Raw genomic sequence first — 17,359 nt, forward strand, 5'->3', positions numbered from 1 at the left:
CGACCCGCTGCCCAGCCGCATGCCGAAGGCGTTCTTCCAGTAGTACTCGACGGGGTAGGCCGCCTGCCCTTGCCGGACACAGGGCGCGGCGGCGGCCTTTGTGGTGGCCTGCCGCCCTGTGGTGGCGGCCTGCGCACCGGCCTCGGCGGTCGCCGGCGTGCCCGATGTGGCCAGCAGCGTCGCCAGGGCGCAGGTGAGCGCGGTGAGCGCTGATTTGGATCGTTGTGACATCAACACTGAACTCCACTCTGTGGTGAGGGATGTCCTCGTAGATCGACTTCACAACGGACACTACCTACGGTGATCGCTCAATTACGGTAGGCGCTCATGTGATCTCCGTGTCGCACCTCGGGCCTGCTTGCAGCCGCCGGAGGTTCCCGACAACCGGCCGGCGTCCACAACTCGAGCCCGGCGGCCAAGGGCCCTGCCTCCCCGCACCGAGCGCCTACCGGGTGATCTCAACGATCCCTTACCGTGCTCCTTGCCGGAGCTTTGGGAGTCCTGGGCCGACTCGGGGCCGCCGTCCCCGAACCCCCTGCCAGGCGAGTGCATCGCCCGCCCAGCGGGCGCGAGGGCTGGGCATGGTGCAGGGCGGCCGACGCCCTCGCCCCGGGTCCCGGGTCCCGGGCGGGGCCGTCACATCCCCGAACCCCGGCGATCCCCTCGACCCTGACGACGTCGCCAACCACGCCCGTCGCGACCACGCCACCCGCATGGTCGAAGCGCTGCGTTATGAACCCTGCTCCCCGGCGTGCGCGAACTGGCTGCGGTACGGCGTGCAGCCCAAGGGCGCCAAGGCGGGCATGCTGCCGGGCCGGTGCCGCGGCAAGGCGCACAAGGCCGAGCGCCTCGGCTACGCGGGCCGTCGCGTCCTGGTCTCCCGCAAGTGGTCGAACAAGACGCTCCGGGAACACAAGGCCGATCGCCGGGCCTGGGTGCTCGACATGCTCGGCCTTCCCGACGACACCGTGACCGACCCGCACCGCTACCTCTGGCGACCGGTCTCCTCCAAAGACCCCAACCGCACCCCACTGGCCAAACGGCTGCTGCGCGAGGTCGCCAACCGCCAACGCACCCGCGCACGCCTGATCGAACTCCAAGCCAGAGCAGACGGACGACCAATCGAAGATCTTTCGGCAATCGGAGAGGCGGCCTGACATGGAACCACTGTTCTACCGGCCCAAGGACGCCGCCGTGATGCTCGGCATGAGCCGTACCGCCGTCTTCCGACTGATCAAATCCGGCGAACTCAAGTCGATCAAAGACGAGGGATACCGGCTGGTCCCCCGGTGGGCGCTCCACGAGTTCGCCCGTGCTCTGGAGGCCAAGGCGGGGCTCTCCCGGGAAGAAGCGGCGTGATGGCGAAGAAGCCGGACGGCCGGTCCTCGATCTACTTCGGCAATGACGGCTACTGGCACGGCTGGGTCACTTTGGGCATCAAGCCTGACGGCTTCCTCGACCGCCGTCACCGGATGGCCGCGACCGAGGCTGAAGTGACCCGCAAGGTGAGGGAACTGGAGAACACCCGGGAGTCGGGACAGGTCACCAAGCCCGGCCGTGCGCCCACCGTCGCCGAGTGGATGACCGAGTATCTCGACGTGATCTGTGAGCGGCTCGTGATCTCCGGCAAGATGGCGCCGCGCACGCTGACGGACTACCGGTCCAAGACGCGTCACTGGATCATTCCGCTGCTCGGACGACATCGGCTCAACCGGCTCGCTCCCGAGCACCTCGACACGGCCTACACCACGATGCTTGAGAAGAACCTCTCGACCAGCACCGTGCTCAAGGCACACCGCAAGATCCAGGCCGCGGAGCGTCTCAAGGCGGGGGAACGCTGGGAGGATCACGATCTCGTGTTCGCCACCCGCCACGGCGGCCCGATCGAGCGCACCGAGGACTGGAAGGTGTGGAAAACCATCCTCAAGCAGGCCGGGGTTCGGGACGTCCGGGTGCACGACGCTCGCCACACGGCCGCGACGCCGCTCATCGAGCAGGGTGTGAACATCCGGGTCGTTCAGGAGGTCCTGGGCCACACGAGGGTGACCACGACCGAGCGTTATGCACATGTGTCCACACCGCATCATGCGCGATGCCGGCGAGCGCCTGGCCTCGGCGCTCTGGGGAAGTCCTGAACCCTCGTTGCAACTAGGACTGCAACCATGACGCCCTTAGAGATCAAAAAGGCCCTCTCCCCGTATCTCGGGAGAGGGCCTCTGACCTGCGGAGGCTCGGGGATTTGAACCCCGGATGGGCGGTAAACACAAACCGCATTAGCAGCTCGGATCTTGCCCGTTCAGATCGGTTCCACCCGGACCAACAGGGGCGACCGGTCGGCCAGGAACGACATGGGACGGCGGTGAACTGCAACCCAAACTGCAACCCGCTCGGAAGCTTCAGCCGTCGTAGTCCTCGAACTCCCGCTCTCCGATCCGGCCGATCTTCTCGGCGAGTTCGCTCCACGTCGGAGCCTCCAGCACTGCGATCCGGTCGCTCAGCCACGTGGTCACCTCGGCGGGGCGCAGCTCGGGCACGAAGAGCCGGTGGCGGCCGATGAGAAAGGGATGACGTCGCAGCTGATCGGCGAGGGCCGACGGGGTGCAGACGGTGAGCTGGAACCGTTCCTCGACTGGTTCTCCCTGCGGGCCGACGTACATCTCCAGCAGTTCGCAGGCATGGGCAGGGTCCTCGATGCTCCGTCCGAACTCGAGGTCCGGCCATCGGAAAGTTCCCACTCGTGCTCTCATCACTCAATGATCGCGCAACAGGGGAAGGCCATGATCGGGCTGCCAGGCTGGGGAGTACATGAACCATGGCGCGTAGGGGCACCGAACTGGGATTCGGGCTAGTCACGAGTAGTCACGGCGAATTCTCTGTCGCCGAGACCAGTGGCACGGTGGTCATGGCCCTGAGCTTTACTGCTCGACGGATTCGGCGATCGTGCGGAGTCGTCGGATCTCGCTGAAGATCTCCCTGTCACTGAGGACGGAGATGATCGTCAATCCCTGCGGACCGCCAGGTTCTTTGTGATATTTCCCGAGGGTGTGGCAGAGCGCCGAGCGTAGTTCGCCAAGTTCTAGTTGGAGTGCGTCTCGCTGGACTCTGCGTGTCGCGAGTTGGACGCCCGTGGGTGTGCGGTCTCCCGCTGCGTCCTCCTCCGTGGTGATGTCGATGTCTTCGACCCGTACGTACTCATCGCCTGGGCGAACGTCGATCACCACGGGAGTGTCGTCGGGGAGACCTTCGAGGTAATCGAGAAGCTGTCGCACGGTGAGCATGACCGCATGATTTCTGGGGACGGCGCATCTGCGCAAGCCTTCACCTCTCTGCCCATCCCAGCCGCATACGGTTCCCGCGCTCACGTACCGGCGGTCATCCCGGAACCGAGCACCCTCGCCAGGGCGTAGCGGTTTTCAAGAGGGCTACGTTCCCCGCATCGACAACGGCTCTGAGCTGCTGTGATAGATGCCCTCCAGCGCGGAAACTGGAAGATCATCTCACGTATATCCCGCAAAGTTAGATCTGCTGGACAAGCTGAACGATCACCATGTAGGCGGCCTCGGTCTGAGCATAAGCGGCACGGACGGTGTAGCGCCCCGGTGGAAGGTCCACCCTTAGATGCTCCTCGCTGCCGATGTAGTCATGCCCGTGGACGGAGTCGAAAAGGACCACGGGCTCTCTGATGTCCCACACCAGTTCCTCCTCCCACTGCGCAGAACCGACCACATCGATAGCAGCCTGGAGGATTTCCGCAGCCGAGTCCGCGGCGATCCAGCGGACGAAGAGGTTGTGTTCGGGCAGGAACGTGGTGCCGGCGGGATGGTCGCCGAGAACGAGGGCCTTGGCCGGTCCAACATCGATCAAACCGATGTAGCCGTCGACTTCGCAGGCTCGGCCGTAGTCTCCCTCATCGTCGGGGTAATCCTTCGGTACACCGTTCCAGTACTGGCAGGCTGACTCCGGAACAACGATGTGCGGCCCGCCCAGCGTGGTGACCCAGAGCGGAACTTCATCGTCCGACTGTTCCATGTACGGCTGAGACATGACGGTTAGAGTACGACGAGAAGCTGACAAAAGGGGCGCACCTAGCCTTCTGATGCGTAGGTCCCCGAACGGTCATCAAAAGCGTTCAGACCGGTTCGCCGTGCAGGTCGTGAGCGAGCGCCTGTTCATATCAGTCCAGCTCGGTTCGAGATCGTACGGCCCGTTGGCTCTCAAGTTGGCTCCCGGAATCAGAGAACCGACGGCTTTACAGGGCGTCGCGGTCATTTACCTTAACTGCGCACCCACCTGCGACGCGACTCCGACTAGGCAGCTTCCTGCCTGGCAGCATTCTGCATATATTCCGGATCTTGATTTTGCACTTATGGATGACCGCCTCCGCTCTACGCGGTCAACAGCCGTCCCTGGTCTTCCCTCGTCCTCCTCGTAGCTGCCAATTCCTGGGCGAGCGCACCGGGTCAAGGGTCAGCGAAGCTGATCGCGCCAGCGACGCCGTAGGCGCCCTTGACCCGGTGCGCTCGCCTAGGACAATTGACCAGCGAGGAGACGGAGCACGGGATCTTTTGCTCGGGATCGATATGCGACTGTATACGCTCGCCTTACTGGTTCTCCACAGGCACAGCTACGGGCAATATGGAGGAGTATGTACCTATAGATGGAATGGTAAGGATAAAGCTCCTTGGTCCGCGTGCCCAGTTCTCTATTATTCCAACTTCGTCGTCCGACATATTCGATAGAGACTGAAGCGCCCCTGCTTCAACAACCAGAAATAGAGGAGGCTCTTTGAATGTGCGAAGGTGAGGTTCGAACTCCATCGTCAGTCTTTGGGTCAGTTCGTGCAACAATTTTCCGTCCAGCGACGAGCCAGGCGCAGTATGTATCGCCCAGATTATGAGTGGACGCAGTTGTCGGCCGAATTCAGCTTCCGATAGATTCTGCATGTCAAGAGCAAAAGACATGGCGTCGACAATGCGATTTCGTATATTCTTGCGCCAGCTCGAGGCGAGCATAATTTTTACGTCTACGCCAATATTGAGACGGGGCCCAACGGTTACTATGTCTATGCGAGAAGAACCGCGAAGCCTGACGTTTCGGAAGATTTCACCATCGCGTCCCACCAGCTTGGCGACTAGCCCCGCTGCTGCATCTTCGGCATCGACGTAGTGGCGGGTTATAGATTCACGAGCACGCCTAGCTAGGTCCGTTGAAAGATTATTCTTCGGAGGCGTTGCAGGAAGCTGCCCGTCTACTATTGCGACATCTTGTGCGGCTGGCATCTCTCCGACAATCTCGTCCGCCTTTCTCTCTATTGACTCACTCACCTCTTCAGGGCTTTCCAGGTTCGCACCCACTAGCTGCGCGACTTCTTGGTCATACTTCTTCGTTTCGGCATTTTGCTTGTTTGTTTCAGCTCTTATTTTGTTCAGCTCGGCTTCTTCTCGAAGCTCAAGGTGCTGTTGCCTCTGCCACCATTTAATGCCACCCCATGCGATCAAAAATAGGCCGACGCTTGCGAGTCCTGTGGAGATGGTTGGCCAAGAGTGGAGCAACCATCTGATTTGCTCCTGCTGAGATGAGAATATTTCTTTTCCAACAGGTGTCAGTTCTTTTATAGTTTTCTCTGGCGCCCCCGCTACCGTCTTTTCTTGCAGCAGAAATATCGGTATGGCAAGGCCGGCGGCGATCAACAGCGCCCCGACGCTGACCAGGAACTTATGAAAGTCCGCATATTCGAACTTTGGCAACACGTAACAACATTAGCGGAGCTGAGGCGCGACAGGCACAACTTGCACCAGTTTGTTCCCTGATTGTCAGGCTGGGACGGCCCGAGCACGGCCGCGCGCGAGAACGGCCCCCAGGCCGCACGCGCAGCGTGCGGCCGAGCGCAGGGCCGCGAGCGGCGCGGAGCGCCGTCGCCTTGATACCTATGAGAGCAATTCGGCAGTGTGTTGGCATGATCCAAAATACTTCGGATTGCATCGAGGTCCGCGTCACTGCCAGCAGCCGTGATGAGGCCGATCGGATTTGTTCGGCAGTGGTAGAGCGTCGGCTGGCCGCAGGAGCTCAGATCGTCGCGCCGATCGAGTCGACCTACTGGTGGGCCGGGCAGATCCAGCGCTCTGGCGAGTGGCTCTTGCTGATGACGACCACCACTGAGCGATTCGAGGACCTGGCGCGGTGTGTGCGGGAGCTGCACTCCTATGAGGTACCGCAGATCATCGCCAGCGCGCTCGTAGCCGGCACTGCTGACTACCTGGAGTGGATCAGACGGGAGACGGCCCCGCGTTCCGGCGGGTAGCGGCGATGTCGCCGAGCAGCTCGCGAACAGCCTGGTCGGTGTGAGGCGCCAGGGCCTTCTCCACGGTGGCGAGGTGCTCTAGCCCCCAGGTGGATTCGCTGCGCTGGGCGGACTCCAGAGCGCGGCGGGCGTAGGTGATTCCTTCGGCAATGTCGCCGATCTGGAGTTGGGCCTGGGCGATGTCGGCGTAGACGATCGCGGCCTTCTTGTGGTCACTCTCCTGAGCGACTGCGGACAGGGCGGTCTGGCCGGCTTCGATGACGTGGTGTTCGTCGCCGAGTCGTACATAGGTGGAGAGCTGGAAGGCGGCCATGCGGCCGGGGTCCAGGAAGCGGGTCCAGGCGCGTTCGCGGTGCGGGCGGGCTCGGCCGTATGCCTCTTCGGCTTGGTGCATCACCTCGATGGCGCGGCGGTCACCGAGGGCGGCGAGCTCTTCGGCTTCGCGGCTGAGCAGCCAGACGCGAGTGGCGTCGTCGCCCTGGGCGGGAAGGAACTGCTGGGCTTGGCGTACGGCCTCATAGGCGGCTCGGCCTTCGACGGCATACGACTTGTAGGCGTGGGTGCACGCCTGGATGATCTGGTGCCCACTCTCCTTGGCGGCCAGGGCCGAGACACGCTCGAACGAAGCGGACTGTCCGGGCTGCTTCAGGTCCCAAGCGATCCAGGAGGCCAGGGTGGCGGCTTCGCCGGCGGTGGCGGCCAGACGTCGGCGGAAGCGGTGAACCGCGCCGGGCCGATGCCGCGGCAAGGCACACAAGGCCGAACACCTCGGCTACGCGGGCCGTCGCATCCTGGTCTCGCGCAAATGGTCGAACAAGACCCTGCGCGAACACAAGCAGGATCGTCAGGCCTGGGTGCTCGACATGCTCGGCCTGCCCGACGACACCGTGACCGACCCGCACCGCTACCTCTGGCGACCGGTCTCCTCCAAAGACCCCAACCGCACCCCACTGGCCAAACGGCTGCTGCGCGAGGTCGCCAACCGCCAACGCACCCGCGCACGCCTGATCGAACTCCAAGCCAGAGCAGACGGACGACCAATCGAAGATCTTTCGGCAATCGGAGAGGCGGCCTGACATGGAACCACTGTTCTACCGGCCCAAGGACGCCGCCGTGATGCTCGGCATGAGCCGTACCGCCGTCTTCCGACTGATCAAATCCGGCGAACTCAAGTCGATCAAAGACGAGGGATACCGGCTGGTCCCCCGGTGGGCGCTCCACGAGTTCGCGCGTGCCCTGGAGGCCAAAGCAGGTCTCTCACATGACGAGGCGGCGTGATGGCGACCAGGAAGCCCAACGGCCGTTCTTCCATCTACCTCGGTAAGGACGGCAAGTGGCACGGGTGGGTCACTGTCGGGGTCAAGCCGGACGGTTCACCCGATCGCCGGCACCGTAAGGGCAAGACCCAAGCCGAGGTGACCGCCCGCGTTGCCAAGCTGGAAAAGGAGCGTGAGGCGGGCCAGGTCAGCAAGCCGGGCAAGGCGCCTACCCTCGCCGAGTGGATGGCCGAATATCTCGACGTGATCTGTGCTCGGCTCGTCGCCTCGGGCACGATGGCTCCCCGGACGCTCGACGACTACCGGTCCAAGACGGAGCACTGGATCAAGCCACTGCTCGGCCGTCACCGGCTCGACAAGCTCACGCCGGAGCACCTCGACCAGGCGTATTCGACCATGATGGAAAGCGGGCTCTCGCCCAGCACCGTGCTCAAGATCCATCGCATTCTCTCCCGCGCGCTCAAGATCGCGATTCGCCGGAACAAGGTGGCCAAGAACGTCGCGACGCTGATCGACGCACCGGTGGCCAACGATCCTGACCTTGAGCCGCTGACCCGCAATGAGGCGCGCAAGGTTCTGGAAGCCGCCAAAACCAGGCGCAACGCGGCGAGGTGGTCGGTCGCGCTGTCGCTCGGGATCCGCCAAGGGGAAGCGCTCGGGCTGCGGTGGTCGTTCGTCGACCTGGAAACCGGTGTCATCAAGGCGTGGTATCAGGTGCAGCGCAAGCCATGGGAACACGGCTGCGACGACCCCCACGAGTGCGGCAAGGAGTGGCATCGCTGGCCGTGCAAGAAGAGGTGCACCGAGCACAAGCACCGACCGGACTGCGCCAAAGCATGCAAGAGGCACGGTCACGTCTGCCCGAAGCGCACATGTCCCAAGGACTGCACCGGTCACGCCGATCGCTGCCCCAGGCGCACGGGTGGCGGCATGATCTTTCGTCAGCGCAAGGGCCGGAGCAAGCTCACCCTTCAATGTCCCCCCGAATTACTGCCTTTCCTGCGGGCTCATCGCGACGCACAGGCGGCCGAGCGGGAAAAGGCGGGAGATCCGTGGGAAGAACATGATCTTGTGTTCACCACCCGGCATGGCAGGCCGATGGAACGGAGCGAGGACTACAAGGCGTGGAAAGCGCTCCTGAAGCGGGCGGGCGTTCGTGACGCACGACTCCATGACGCTCGTCACACGGCCGGAACACTCCTTGTGGAACAAGGTGTGCACATCCGCGTCGTACAGGAGATCCTCGGCCACGCGCGGGTGACCACCACCGAGCGCTACACCCACGTGGCCGGCGCGTTGATGCAGGACGCGAGCACCCGCATGGGAGCCGCCCTCTGGGGCGACGCGTGAGAACTGCAACCCAAACTGCAACCCTGACAGGGTTCAGAGATCAAAAAGGCCCTCTCCCAAGACTCGGGAGAGGGCCTCTGATCTGCGGAGGCTCGGGGATTTGAACCCCGGATGGGCGGTAAACCCAAACCGCATTAGCAGTGCGGCGCCATAGACCTGACTAGGCGAAGCCTCCTGGTTGCCGTTCGGCTCAGCACAGAGTACCGGCCATCAGGCAAGGCAGCAAAGCGGTTGACGATCGCGTCTCGGGCAAGAGTTGGGGGAGAGTTATCCACAAGTAGTGGATAACTCTCCCCGCCCCTGTGGACAAACTGAGGAGTCCGCAGCTGAGCACGGTGGAAATCCTGTGGATTCCCAGTTCGCGAGACGCCACATCTCAACAAGTGGACACCATTGAGGCCTCCCACCGCCTGCCGGGACGGGAGAGACCTCGGGTGGTCACGAAGATCAGGCGGCCGGGTTGGCCTCGCCCTCGATCTCGATCTTGATCTTCTTGCCGACCAGGACGCCGCCGGTCTCCAGCGCCTGGTTCCAGGTCAGGCCGAACTCCTCGCGGTCGATCTCGGTCTTGATCGAGAAGCCCCAGACGTCCTGGCCCCACGGGTTGGTGCCGGCGCCGCCGTACTCCACGGTGAGCTCGACCTGCTTGGTGACGTCGCGGATGGTGAGGTCGCCGACGAGGGTGAACTCGTCACCGGAGTGGCCGAGGACGCGGGTGCTGCGGAAGGTCAGCTCCGGGAACTTGTCAACGGAGAGGAAGTCGTCGCTGCGCAGGTGGTTGTCACGGTCGGGAGCGCCGGTGGTGATGCTCACCGTCTTGATCGAGAGCTGCGCGGAGGAGTCCAGGGGGTTCTCGGCGATGGTGACGGAGCCGGCGAACTCGTTGAACTGACCGCGAACCTTGCTCACCATCATGTGCTTGACGACGAAGCCGATCTGGGTGTGGGCGACGTCCAGAGCGTAGGTGCCCGGGGCGGGGATCTGAAGGTTCTCCCAGGTCCGAGTGGTCATTTTTCTGCTCCCGAAGAGGTATTGCCGAGTGGATGCTTGCGTCAACAGATTTCTACACGAGGAATATTCCTCTCGTCAACTACTGTCCGGTAGAGTGATGAGAGTGAACCACTTCGACGACTCCCGGCTGACGGCGATGGGCCTCCTTGCCGAGGTCTACACCGGCATCTCAGCGAAGACGCATGAGTCCTTCGTCGCCGCGAAGCTCTCAGAGATCGACTTCGAGACGTTGATCAGGCTGGCGCGCTCGCCGCAGCGGCGGCTGCGGATGAGCGACCTGGCGGCGCAGACGGGGTTGTCCACGAGCGGGACGACCCGGGTCGTCGACCGGCTGGAGCGCGAGGGACTGGTCACGAGGCAGGCGTGCTCCAGCGACCGGCGGGCCTCCTACGCGGCCATCACCGAGGCCGGTGCCGACCGGCTCTGCGGCGTCCTCCCGCAACACCTGATCGACATCGACACCTGGTTCACCGGGCTTCTCCCTCCCGCGCAGCTCGAGACCTTCCTCGACACCCTGCGGACCATTCGCGACGCCGTACGACCGTGCGCCACCGCGGGAGCGGAGGACCTCCGGCCGGAAGCGGAGGAGACCACGCTCATCTCGTCCGAGTGACGCGTCCATCCGGCACGAAGTCCCGCGAGTTCCACACGGGTTCCGTGCGAGTCCCCCGCCGGGTGCGCGAGTCCTTACGAGACCCGCGGGCGACCGGTAGAGATTCCGTACGGGCGAACCGGCGGGGGTTCCCGCACAAGGTGCGCCGGTGAAGGTTCGCAGGCGAACCGGCGGGGGGCGTGCCGGCCACCTCAGATCTGCGGTTCCAGATGCCGCGGTTCGGAGGTGAGGTCGCCCCGGAGCTTGGCCATCCCCCGGGAGACCGTGCTCTTGACCGTCCCGACGCTGATACCCAGGGCCTTGGCGATCTCCGGCTCGGTCATGTCCTCGTAGTAGCGCAGGACGACGGCGGCCCGCATCCGGGTGGGCAACCGGTCGAGGGCCTGCTCGACGCGCTCGGGCAGGTGCTGGGCGCTCGCGACGACCGGCTCGGGGAGTTCGCTCGACGGATACTCCTCCAGCTTGCGCCGCCGCCACCAGGAGATGTTGATGTTGACCATCGCCCGGCGCACGTAACCGTCCAGGGCGGTACGGTCCTGGATGCGGTCCCAGGCGAGGTAGGTCTTCACCAGCGCCGCCTGCAGCAGGTCCTCGGCGTCGCTCGGGTGCCCGGTGAGCCGGTGGGCGGCACGCAGCAGTGCCGGGCCGCGAGCAAGGACATACTCGCGGAACTCCTCGTCGGTCCCGCCGGCCACCGCGATCACCAGCCTGTGCTCCAGGTGCGTATGGTGGCCAGAATCGCAGCCAGATCCCATACTGCGGCTGAACCGAAATCTATATTTCATCCCGTCAACGGTAAAGATCAGCTTCGATGGGCGATGGAGCCTACAAGAAGGTTTAGATAGCGGTTTGTCATCAGGCAGACACCAATGCGTTCTACCGGGGAGGGGAACTTTAGTACCCGGTTGGACACCTGCCGTGATTATTGGTGGAGCGGACAGCGGGATTCCGCGAAGCGTGTGACGCTGGCTGCGACACCTTGCAGAACTGGGGAGCGACGATGCCCTATCGCAGCGCCGATCGCCGCCGTACGCTGGCGGCCGCCGCGCTTGGCCGGACCGTTCAGGAACCGGGTCCCCTCCCCGCGGAAGGTGAGCTCTTCCAGGCGGTCAGCGGCACGATCCTCGACGTCAGCCCGCACCTGATCGTCATCGACACTCCTGACGGCGACGAGGAGCGGCTCGTCATCGCACCGTGGGCGACCGCCTGGCGCGGGGAGGCCGTCAACCCCGCCGACCTCTCCCCGGGGTCCAATGTGATCATCAAGGCGCTGCGGGCCGGCCGGGTCGCGGACCGGATCTGGGCGGACATCACCAGGATCACCGGAGTGATCCAGTCGATCGGTTCCGAGGGCAAGGACCACACCGTGGAGCTGTACTGCGGGCCGCACCGCGGGCGGCGCACGATCGTCATCCCCTACCGGTCCTCCGGGCGGCTGCGGGTCAGGCACCCGCAGTTCGAACCCGGTTACCTGTTCGACGCCATCGGGGTCCGTGAGGACGGCACGGCACTGGCGCGGCTGCCCGCGACCTCGCAGCCGCCCTACCGGTGGACGGCCGTGCCGCCACCGCCCCCCGGCTACGTCGGCGTGCAGTCGCGGATCTCGGGCACGGCCACCTGGTCGGACACCTTCGACTGCGGGGAGCAGGGGGTGGCCTACCCCATGCTGGAGCGGGCCGACACGGCGTGCGACGACACCGGGGTGTCCTGCGCCGGCTTGCCCTACCTGGCGCTGGGGTCGATGCTCAACGTGCGCAACGTGTGCGCCGGGCGCACCTCGGTCCTGCCGATCGTGGCGTGCGGCTGCCTGGCCGGCCGGTTCTGCGATCGGTGCCTGGAATGTGGCACCTCGCCGCGCGGCCGGATCCTGGAACTGTCCCCGAGCTCCTTCGTGGAACTCGGCGGAGACCTGACCACCGGGTGCTTCAACGCCCGGCTTGGAATGGGGTGACACAGATGCTGACGACGATCGCCGCCGCGCAGTTGCCGGTCGTGTTCCTGCTGCTGGCCGCGGGTACGGTCGCGAAGATCTGGACGGTCGTGCGCGAGGCCGAACCGGGCATGCTGAGCAGGCTGGGACCGGCCGTGCTGGTGCCCGAGCGCTGGCGCGCGCCCGCGATGCTGGGCTGCGCGCTCGGAGAACTGTTCCTGGGGAGCGGGCTGCTGCTGACCGGCCATCCGCTCTTCCGATGGGGAATCGGCGGGTTCTTCGCGGTCTCCACCTACGTCCTGTGGGAACTGCGGCGCCGTCGCCCGGACGTGGGCTGTGGCTGCTTCGGCGAGGTGAGCGCGCTCCCGGTGGGACGGCGGTCGCTGGGACGCACCATGGTGCTGACGGCCATGTCCCTGGGACTGGTCTGGACGCCCGAGATCCCCGGCTGGGTGGCGATGGCGGACCTGACGTGGGCGCACGCGCCGGCCACGCTCACGGGACTGCTGGTGCTCGCCGCGCTCTCACCGGAGATCGAGGAGACGGTCGCCAGGCTCCGCTACCGGGCACCCTGCGAGCAGCGCCGCCTCGACCCGGCCTCCGCGCTCGGGCGGCTGCGGTCGAGCGCGGTCTGGCGCTCACACGAGGAAGTGCTGTTGAGCAAGGACCCGGTCGACAGCTGGCGGGAGCTGTGCTGGCGGTTCTTCGTCTATCCGGGCAACAGCCACGCGGGCGACCCCGTCGACGTGGTCTTCGCGATCTATCTGAGCGGGCGGCACCCGGCGGTGCGGGTCGCCATGGTCGGCTCTGACGGGCAGCCGGTGAGGACCGGAACTCTGCCGGAATCTCTGCCGATATCGGCTGGACACTAGAGAACCTTAGATTTTCCTAGGGCAGCATGATTGAGCTCTATATGGCTCTCTAGCTTCCCCACTAGAGAGCCATATAGAGGGCTAGGGTCTCCCTCGCATCATATCGAACAAATGTTCAGTCAGATCGGTTGTGACCGCAGGAACTTTCCGAAGTGCGGCACGGTGAACGCGATCAGCCCGCGTTCCGCGCTGTAGATCAGGCCCTTCTTGATGAGGCTGTCGCGAGCCGGGGAGAGGCTCGACGGCTTGCGGCCGAGCCCTTCGGCCACCTCGGCGGTGGCGACGGGCTCGTCGCCGATGGCGGCCATGGCGTGCATGTAGTCGCGCTCGGCGGGGGTGGCCCGCTCGTAGCGGCTGCCGAAGAAGCCGACCGCGAGCTCCTCCTCGGCCTCCGGCGCGGAGACCCTGATGTCGTCGGCGGTGATCGGGCTGCGCAGTGCCAGGTCCCAGGCGACCTTGCCGTACGCCTGGACGAAGTAGGGGTAGCCGTCGGCGGCCACGTAGAGGGCGTCGAGGGCGTCCTGGGTGAACTCCACGCCCTCGCTCTCGGCCGGGGCGATGAGCGCCAGGTCGGCCGCCTCGCGGTCGAGACGATCGATCCTGGCGTAGCGGAAGAGCCGCTCGGAGTAGCTCTTGCTGGCCGACAGCACGCTGGGCAGGTGCGGCAGCCCCGCGCCGACCACGATCAGCGGGCCGCCGCTCTGGGAGAGCTCGTGGCAGGCCGCGCAGAGCGCCGAGACGTCGGGGGCCTGCACGTCCTGCATCTCGTCGATGAACAGCGCGATGCCGACACCCAGGTCGGTGGCGACCGCGGCGGCGTCGACGAACAGCTCGGTGAGGTCGATCTCCAGGTCTCCGGAGTCGGCGCGCCCCCGTCCCGCGGGCACGTCGATCGCGGGCGACCAGTGCGAGGTGCCCTTGGCCGCGGAGGGGTCGCGCATCGCGAACGCCTTGAGCACGCCGAGGAACTCCTCGATGCGCTCGGGCGCCCGATGCCTCGGGGCAAGCTCCCTGACCGCCATGTGCAGGGCGGCGGCCACCGGGCGCCGGATCGACTGGTCGGGCCTGGCCTCGATCTTGCCGGTGCCCCACAGCCGTTGCATGGCCATCGACTTGAAGGTGTTGAGCAGAACGGTCTTGCCCACGCCGCGCAGCCCGGTGACCACCATGCTGCGCTCGGGGCGCCCTCGGGCCACCCGTTCCAGAACGATCTCGAACTGCTGTAGCTCGCGGTCGCGACCGGCGAGCTCTGGGGGGCGCTGTCCGGCACCGGGAGCGTAGGGATTGCGCACGGGGTCCACGCTCTCGGACTTTATGACGGGATATAGCGGCCGGCTTAGAATTCCGTAGAAAGTGCTACGGCGTGTCGCGCCGCGCTCCGCCGGCGACCGGGGAAGCGGGGGGCACGCCGTCGGCGGCACCGCGAGCATCGCCATGGCACACCCCTTCACCTGCGAGAACGTCAGCCCGAACCCGTGTTCGATCCCGTGCCCATGACTGTAGCGCGGGTTCGAACACAGGCGCGATACGTTTCGGTGAAAAGCCTTCCCAAGGAATGTGGACCCCGCGCCGAGCCGCCACGAATCAGACCGGGAGCCGCACCGGGCCGCACGAGGGACACAAAGGGATGTACAGGGACGTGACGGGGACGGAGGAGGACGGACGGGGACGCGTGGGGACGCGGCAGGGATGCGCGGGCGCGTGCGGGTGACTCAGTCCCGGACGGTGAGCCCCATCGAGCGCGCGGTGCCGGCGACGATCTTCTCAGCCTGGTCCAGGTCGGCGGTGTCGAGGTCGGGCAGTTTGGTCCTGGCGACCTCTCTCAGCTGCGCGCGGGTGATCACTCCCGCCGCCTGGTGCCCGGGGCGGGAGCCGCCCCGGTCCAGGCCGACGGCCCGGCGGATCAGCGAGGCCGTGGTGGGCATCTTGATCGCCAGCTCGAACGAGCGGTCCTCGAACACGGTGACGACGACGGGGACGACGAACCCCCGCCGGTCCTGGGTGGCCGCGTTGTACCGGCGGCAGAACTCCATGAGGTTCAGGCCCAGCGGGCCCAGGTCCTTGCCCACGGTGGCGGGACCGGCCTCACCGGCCGGGAGCTGCAGTTTCGCGATCCGGCTTACCTTCTTCGACATGCCCGCCAAGCTAAAGTCTCCCGTAACTGGAAACTCAACGGAATAATCGAGGCCATGAGCTATACGATCGGACAGCTCGCCAGGCTCTCCGGGCTGCCGGTGAAGACGATCCGCTTCTACTCCGACATCGGGGTGCTCCCCGAGCGCGGCCGCACCCGGAGCGGTTACCGCCTCTACGGCGACGAGGACCGCGGGCGGCTGGAGCTCGTCAGGACGCTGCGCGAGATCGGCGTCGACCTGGCGACCATCAGGTCGCTCGGCGACCGCGACCTGGGCGAGGTGCTCTCCCTGCACCTGCGTACGGTGGAGACGCAGATCAGGGCGCTGCAGCGGACCCGGGCGGTGCTCAGGGCCACCCTGGAGCGGGACGAACCCGCCGACGAGGACCTGCGCCGGCTCAACGCCCTCGGGCGGCTCGGCGCGGCGGAGACGGCGGCGCTGGTGAACGAGTTCGTCGACGAGGTCGCCGGCGAGAACGCCGTCAAGCAGGAGTGGCTCGGCGGCCTGCGCGAGGCCATGGTGCCCGACCTGCCCGACGAGCCGGGCATCGAGCAGCTCGACGCCTGGCTGGAGCTGACCGAGCTGCTCGCCGACGACGGTTTCCGCGCCGCGCTGCGCGAGATGAGCGGCGACTTCTGGGAGAACGCCTCCGAGATCGACGTGGCGGCCTGGCACGAGGCCAACACCCTGGTCACGAAGACGGCGCTGGCCGCGGCGCGGGACGGGGTGGCCCCGGACTCGCAGGCCGCCGCGCCCGTCGTGGCCGAGCTCGTCGCGGTCCTGGCCGGAGCGCAGAGGCGCGCCCCGGAGTCGGTCGTACGGGACTACGCGGAGCACGACCCGCGCGCCGGGCGATACTGGGAGCTGGTGGCCGTGGTCAACGGCACGCCCTGGCCACCGGAATCCGTGATCGCCCACGAGTGGATCGCCGCGGCGGCCGCCTCTCACCTCGGATAGCCGGTCACCTACAATGACTTTTTGTCGCTTTTGTCCGTTTTTCTGAGGGGGCGGCACGTGTCAGATTCCAGATTCACGATCCGCACGCGGGCCGTGCTCGCGACGACCGTCGGCTGCCTGGCGGCGGCCTCGTGTGGCACGGCCGCCTCCCAGCCCGCCCCCGCCGCGTCTCCGGCCACCTCGGCGCCGATCCCGGCATCCTCGTCCGCCACCGGTGCGTCCGCCCCGGAACCGACCGCCGCGACGCCGACGACCGGCCCGTCCACCACCGTGTCGCCGACCCCGACGGGCCCTCCGGCGTTCTCCGCGAAGGTCTCCCGGGTCCCCCGCGAACGGCTCGAATACTCGTGGCGGCCCGGATGCCCGGTCCCGGTGAGCGACCTGCGGCTGATCACGATGACCTACTGGGGCTTCGACGACAAGCCGCACACCGGCGAGCTGGTCGTGAACAAGTCCGCGACCGACGACATCGTCGCCGTCTTCCGCCGCCTGTACGCCTGGCGCTGGCCCATCTACAAGATGCGGCTCGTCGACGTCTACAAGGCCGACGACTACGCCTCGATCGACGACGACAACACCTCGGCCTTCAACTGCCGCCCCGCGGAGGGGTCGAGCAGCTGGTCCAGGCACGCCTACGGCCTGGCCGTCGACATCAACCCGCGCGAGAACCCGTACATATACGCCAACGGCACGGGGTCCCACAAGAACGCCCGCAAGTTCTTCAAGCGCCCCGTCCGGGCTCCCGGGGTGATCAACCCGGGCGACCGCGTGGTCAAGGCCTTCCAGCAGAGAGGCTGGGAGTGGGGCGGCTACTGGTCCGGGATCAAGGACTACCAGCACTTCTCCAAGGGCGGGAACTGAGACTCGCGGAAGCGCTCGTCCGGTGGTCCCGGGCCGCTGTTCGAGGGGGCGT

The 17,359-nt window shown here is 65.9% G+C and carries 22 protein-coding genes and 1 tRNA gene; 12 read left to right on the forward strand and 11 right to left on the reverse strand.

Features of this window, described 5'->3' with window-relative positions:
- A partial coding sequence (locus ACVCAG_RS21405) for a hypothetical protein (protein WP_447190181.1) occupies positions 1-231 on the reverse strand: 231 nt, incomplete at its 3' end.
- Positions 232-581: 350 nt separating this feature from the next.
- Between ACVCAG_RS21405 and ACVCAG_RS21410 the strand changes: the two genes are divergently transcribed.
- The 3 genes from ACVCAG_RS21410 to ACVCAG_RS21420 are packed head-to-tail and all read left to right on the forward strand — an operon-like array spanning position 582 to position 2,135.
- A complete protein-coding gene (locus ACVCAG_RS21410) occupies positions 582-1,157 on the forward strand; it encodes a replication initiator (RefSeq protein ID WP_447190182.1) in 576 nt (191 codons plus the stop codon).
- A 1-nt stretch (position 1,158) separates the two neighbouring features.
- Entirely contained in the window at positions 1,159-1,359 is a 201-nt protein-coding gene (locus ACVCAG_RS21415) for a helix-turn-helix domain-containing protein (protein ID WP_440089864.1), read from the forward strand.
- A complete protein-coding gene (locus tag ACVCAG_RS21420; RefSeq protein ID WP_447190183.1) occupies positions 1,359-2,135 on the forward strand; it encodes a tyrosine-type recombinase/integrase in 777 nt (258 codons plus the stop codon). Before ACVCAG_RS21415 ends, ACVCAG_RS21420 begins: the two co-directional genes overlap by 1 nt.
- Before the next feature lie 261 nt (positions 2,136-2,396).
- Here the strand turns inward: ACVCAG_RS21420 and ACVCAG_RS21425 are convergent, their stop codons facing one another.
- From ACVCAG_RS21425 to ACVCAG_RS21440, 4 genes are all read right to left on the reverse strand, one after another.
- A complete protein-coding gene (locus ACVCAG_RS21425; RefSeq protein WP_447190184.1) occupies positions 2,397-2,747 on the reverse strand; it encodes an Imm8 family immunity protein in 351 nt (116 codons plus the stop codon).
- 168 nt (positions 2,748-2,915) lie between these two features.
- On the reverse strand, positions 2,916-3,278 hold the full coding sequence (locus tag ACVCAG_RS21430) for a hypothetical protein (RefSeq protein ID WP_440089869.1): 363 nt from the start codon (positions 3,276-3,278) through the stop codon (positions 2,916-2,918).
- Between the two features lie 238 nt (positions 3,279-3,516).
- The gene (locus ACVCAG_RS21435; protein WP_440089870.1) at positions 3,517-4,044 is read right to left on the reverse strand and encodes an Imm21 family immunity protein; all 528 of its coding nucleotides are present in this window, start codon (positions 4,042-4,044) and stop codon (positions 3,517-3,519) included.
- A 557-nt stretch (positions 4,045-4,601) separates the two neighbouring features.
- The gene (locus tag ACVCAG_RS21440; RefSeq protein WP_440089871.1) at positions 4,602-5,750 is read right to left on the reverse strand and encodes a hypothetical protein; all 1,149 of its coding nucleotides are present in this window, start codon (positions 5,748-5,750) and stop codon (positions 4,602-4,604) included.
- A gap of 287 nt (positions 5,751-6,037) precedes the next feature.
- Between ACVCAG_RS21440 and cutA the strand changes: the two genes are divergently transcribed.
- Positions 6,038-6,301 (forward strand): divalent-cation tolerance protein CutA, encoded by a 264-nt coding sequence (gene cutA / locus ACVCAG_RS21445; protein WP_447190185.1) that lies wholly within the window; start codon positions 6,038-6,040, stop codon positions 6,299-6,301.
- On the opposite strand, the gene ACVCAG_RS21450 is transcribed toward cutA, so the two are convergent.
- Positions 6,267-7,058, reverse strand: a complete 792-nt coding sequence (locus ACVCAG_RS21450) for a hypothetical protein (RefSeq protein WP_447190186.1) — start codon at positions 7,056-7,058, stop codon at positions 6,267-6,269. The genes cutA and ACVCAG_RS21450 overlap by 35 nt on opposite strands.
- Before the next feature lie 31 nt (positions 7,059-7,089).
- On the opposite strand from ACVCAG_RS21450, the gene ACVCAG_RS21455 reads away from it, so the two are divergent.
- From ACVCAG_RS21455 to ACVCAG_RS21465, 3 genes are read left to right on the forward strand one after another with little or no spacing between them, the layout of a single operon-like run.
- Positions 7,090-7,377, forward strand: coding sequence for a hypothetical protein (locus ACVCAG_RS21455; protein ID WP_447190244.1), 288 nt, complete (start codon positions 7,090-7,092; stop codon positions 7,375-7,377).
- A gap of 1 nt (position 7,378) precedes the next feature.
- Complete coding sequence (locus ACVCAG_RS21460) at positions 7,379-7,579, forward strand: helix-turn-helix domain-containing protein (protein ID WP_362842364.1); 201 nt, start codon at positions 7,379-7,381, stop codon at positions 7,577-7,579.
- Entirely contained in the window at positions 7,579-8,928 is a 1,350-nt protein-coding gene (locus ACVCAG_RS21465; RefSeq protein WP_440085241.1) for a tyrosine-type recombinase/integrase, read from the forward strand. The genes ACVCAG_RS21460 and ACVCAG_RS21465 overlap by 1 nt, the downstream gene beginning before the upstream one ends.
- A gap of 85 nt (positions 8,929-9,013) precedes the next feature.
- Here the strand turns inward: ACVCAG_RS21465 and ACVCAG_RS21470 are convergent.
- Positions 9,014-9,103 (reverse strand) — tRNA-Ser (locus ACVCAG_RS21470).
- A gap of 272 nt (positions 9,104-9,375) precedes the next feature.
- Positions 9,376-9,939 carry a YceI family protein gene (locus ACVCAG_RS21475; RefSeq protein WP_440085242.1) on the reverse strand — a complete coding sequence of 188 codons (564 nt, stop codon included), beginning with the start codon at positions 9,937-9,939 and terminating at the stop codon, positions 9,376-9,378.
- Positions 9,940-10,036: 97 nt separating this feature from the next.
- Here ACVCAG_RS21475 and ACVCAG_RS21480 point away from each other — a divergent pair, with 97 nt between their 5' ends.
- Positions 10,037-10,552 (forward strand): MarR family transcriptional regulator, encoded by a 516-nt coding sequence (locus tag ACVCAG_RS21480; protein ID WP_440085243.1) that lies wholly within the window; start codon positions 10,037-10,039, stop codon positions 10,550-10,552.
- A gap of 191 nt (positions 10,553-10,743) precedes the next feature.
- Here ACVCAG_RS21480 and ACVCAG_RS21485 read toward each other — a convergent pair whose 3' ends face one another.
- On the reverse strand, positions 10,744-11,256 hold the full coding sequence (locus tag ACVCAG_RS21485) for a SigE family RNA polymerase sigma factor (RefSeq protein ID WP_447190187.1): 513 nt from the start codon (positions 11,254-11,256) through the stop codon (positions 10,744-10,746).
- A 296-nt stretch (positions 11,257-11,552) separates the two neighbouring features.
- Here ACVCAG_RS21485 and ACVCAG_RS21490 point away from each other — a divergent pair, with 296 nt between their 5' ends.
- Both ACVCAG_RS21490 and ACVCAG_RS21495 read left to right on the forward strand, forming a co-directional pair.
- Positions 11,553-12,503, forward strand: coding sequence for a hypothetical protein (locus tag ACVCAG_RS21490; RefSeq protein ID WP_440085245.1), 951 nt, complete (start codon positions 11,553-11,555; stop codon positions 12,501-12,503).
- Between the two features lie 5 nt (positions 12,504-12,508).
- Entirely contained in the window at positions 12,509-13,354 is an 846-nt protein-coding gene (locus ACVCAG_RS21495) for a MauE/DoxX family redox-associated membrane protein (RefSeq protein WP_440085246.1), read from the forward strand.
- 119 nt (positions 13,355-13,473) lie between these two features.
- Here the strand turns inward: ACVCAG_RS21495 and ACVCAG_RS21500 are convergent, their stop codons facing one another.
- Positions 13,474-14,646 (reverse strand): AAA family ATPase, encoded by a 1,173-nt coding sequence (locus ACVCAG_RS21500; protein WP_447190188.1) that lies wholly within the window; start codon positions 14,644-14,646, stop codon positions 13,474-13,476.
- Positions 14,647-15,066: 420 nt separating this feature from the next.
- Positions 15,067-15,489: a 50S ribosomal protein L11 gene (gene rplK, locus ACVCAG_RS21505; protein ID WP_440085247.1), complete on the reverse strand. Its 423-nt coding sequence runs from the start codon at positions 15,487-15,489 to the stop codon at positions 15,067-15,069.
- A gap of 54 nt (positions 15,490-15,543) precedes the next feature.
- On the opposite strand from rplK, the gene ACVCAG_RS21510 reads away from it, so the two are divergent.
- Positions 15,544-16,446 carry a MerR family transcriptional regulator gene (locus ACVCAG_RS21510; protein WP_440085248.1) on the forward strand — a complete coding sequence of 301 codons (903 nt, stop codon included), beginning with the start codon at positions 15,544-15,546 and terminating at the stop codon, positions 16,444-16,446.
- A gap of 57 nt (positions 16,447-16,503) precedes the next feature.
- Entirely contained in the window at positions 16,504-17,307 is an 804-nt protein-coding gene (locus tag ACVCAG_RS21515; RefSeq protein WP_447190189.1) for a M15 family metallopeptidase, read from the forward strand.
- Positions 17,308-17,359 lie beyond the last annotated feature (52 nt).

It is taken from the genome of Streptosporangium sp. G12, from assembly GCF_052983175.1.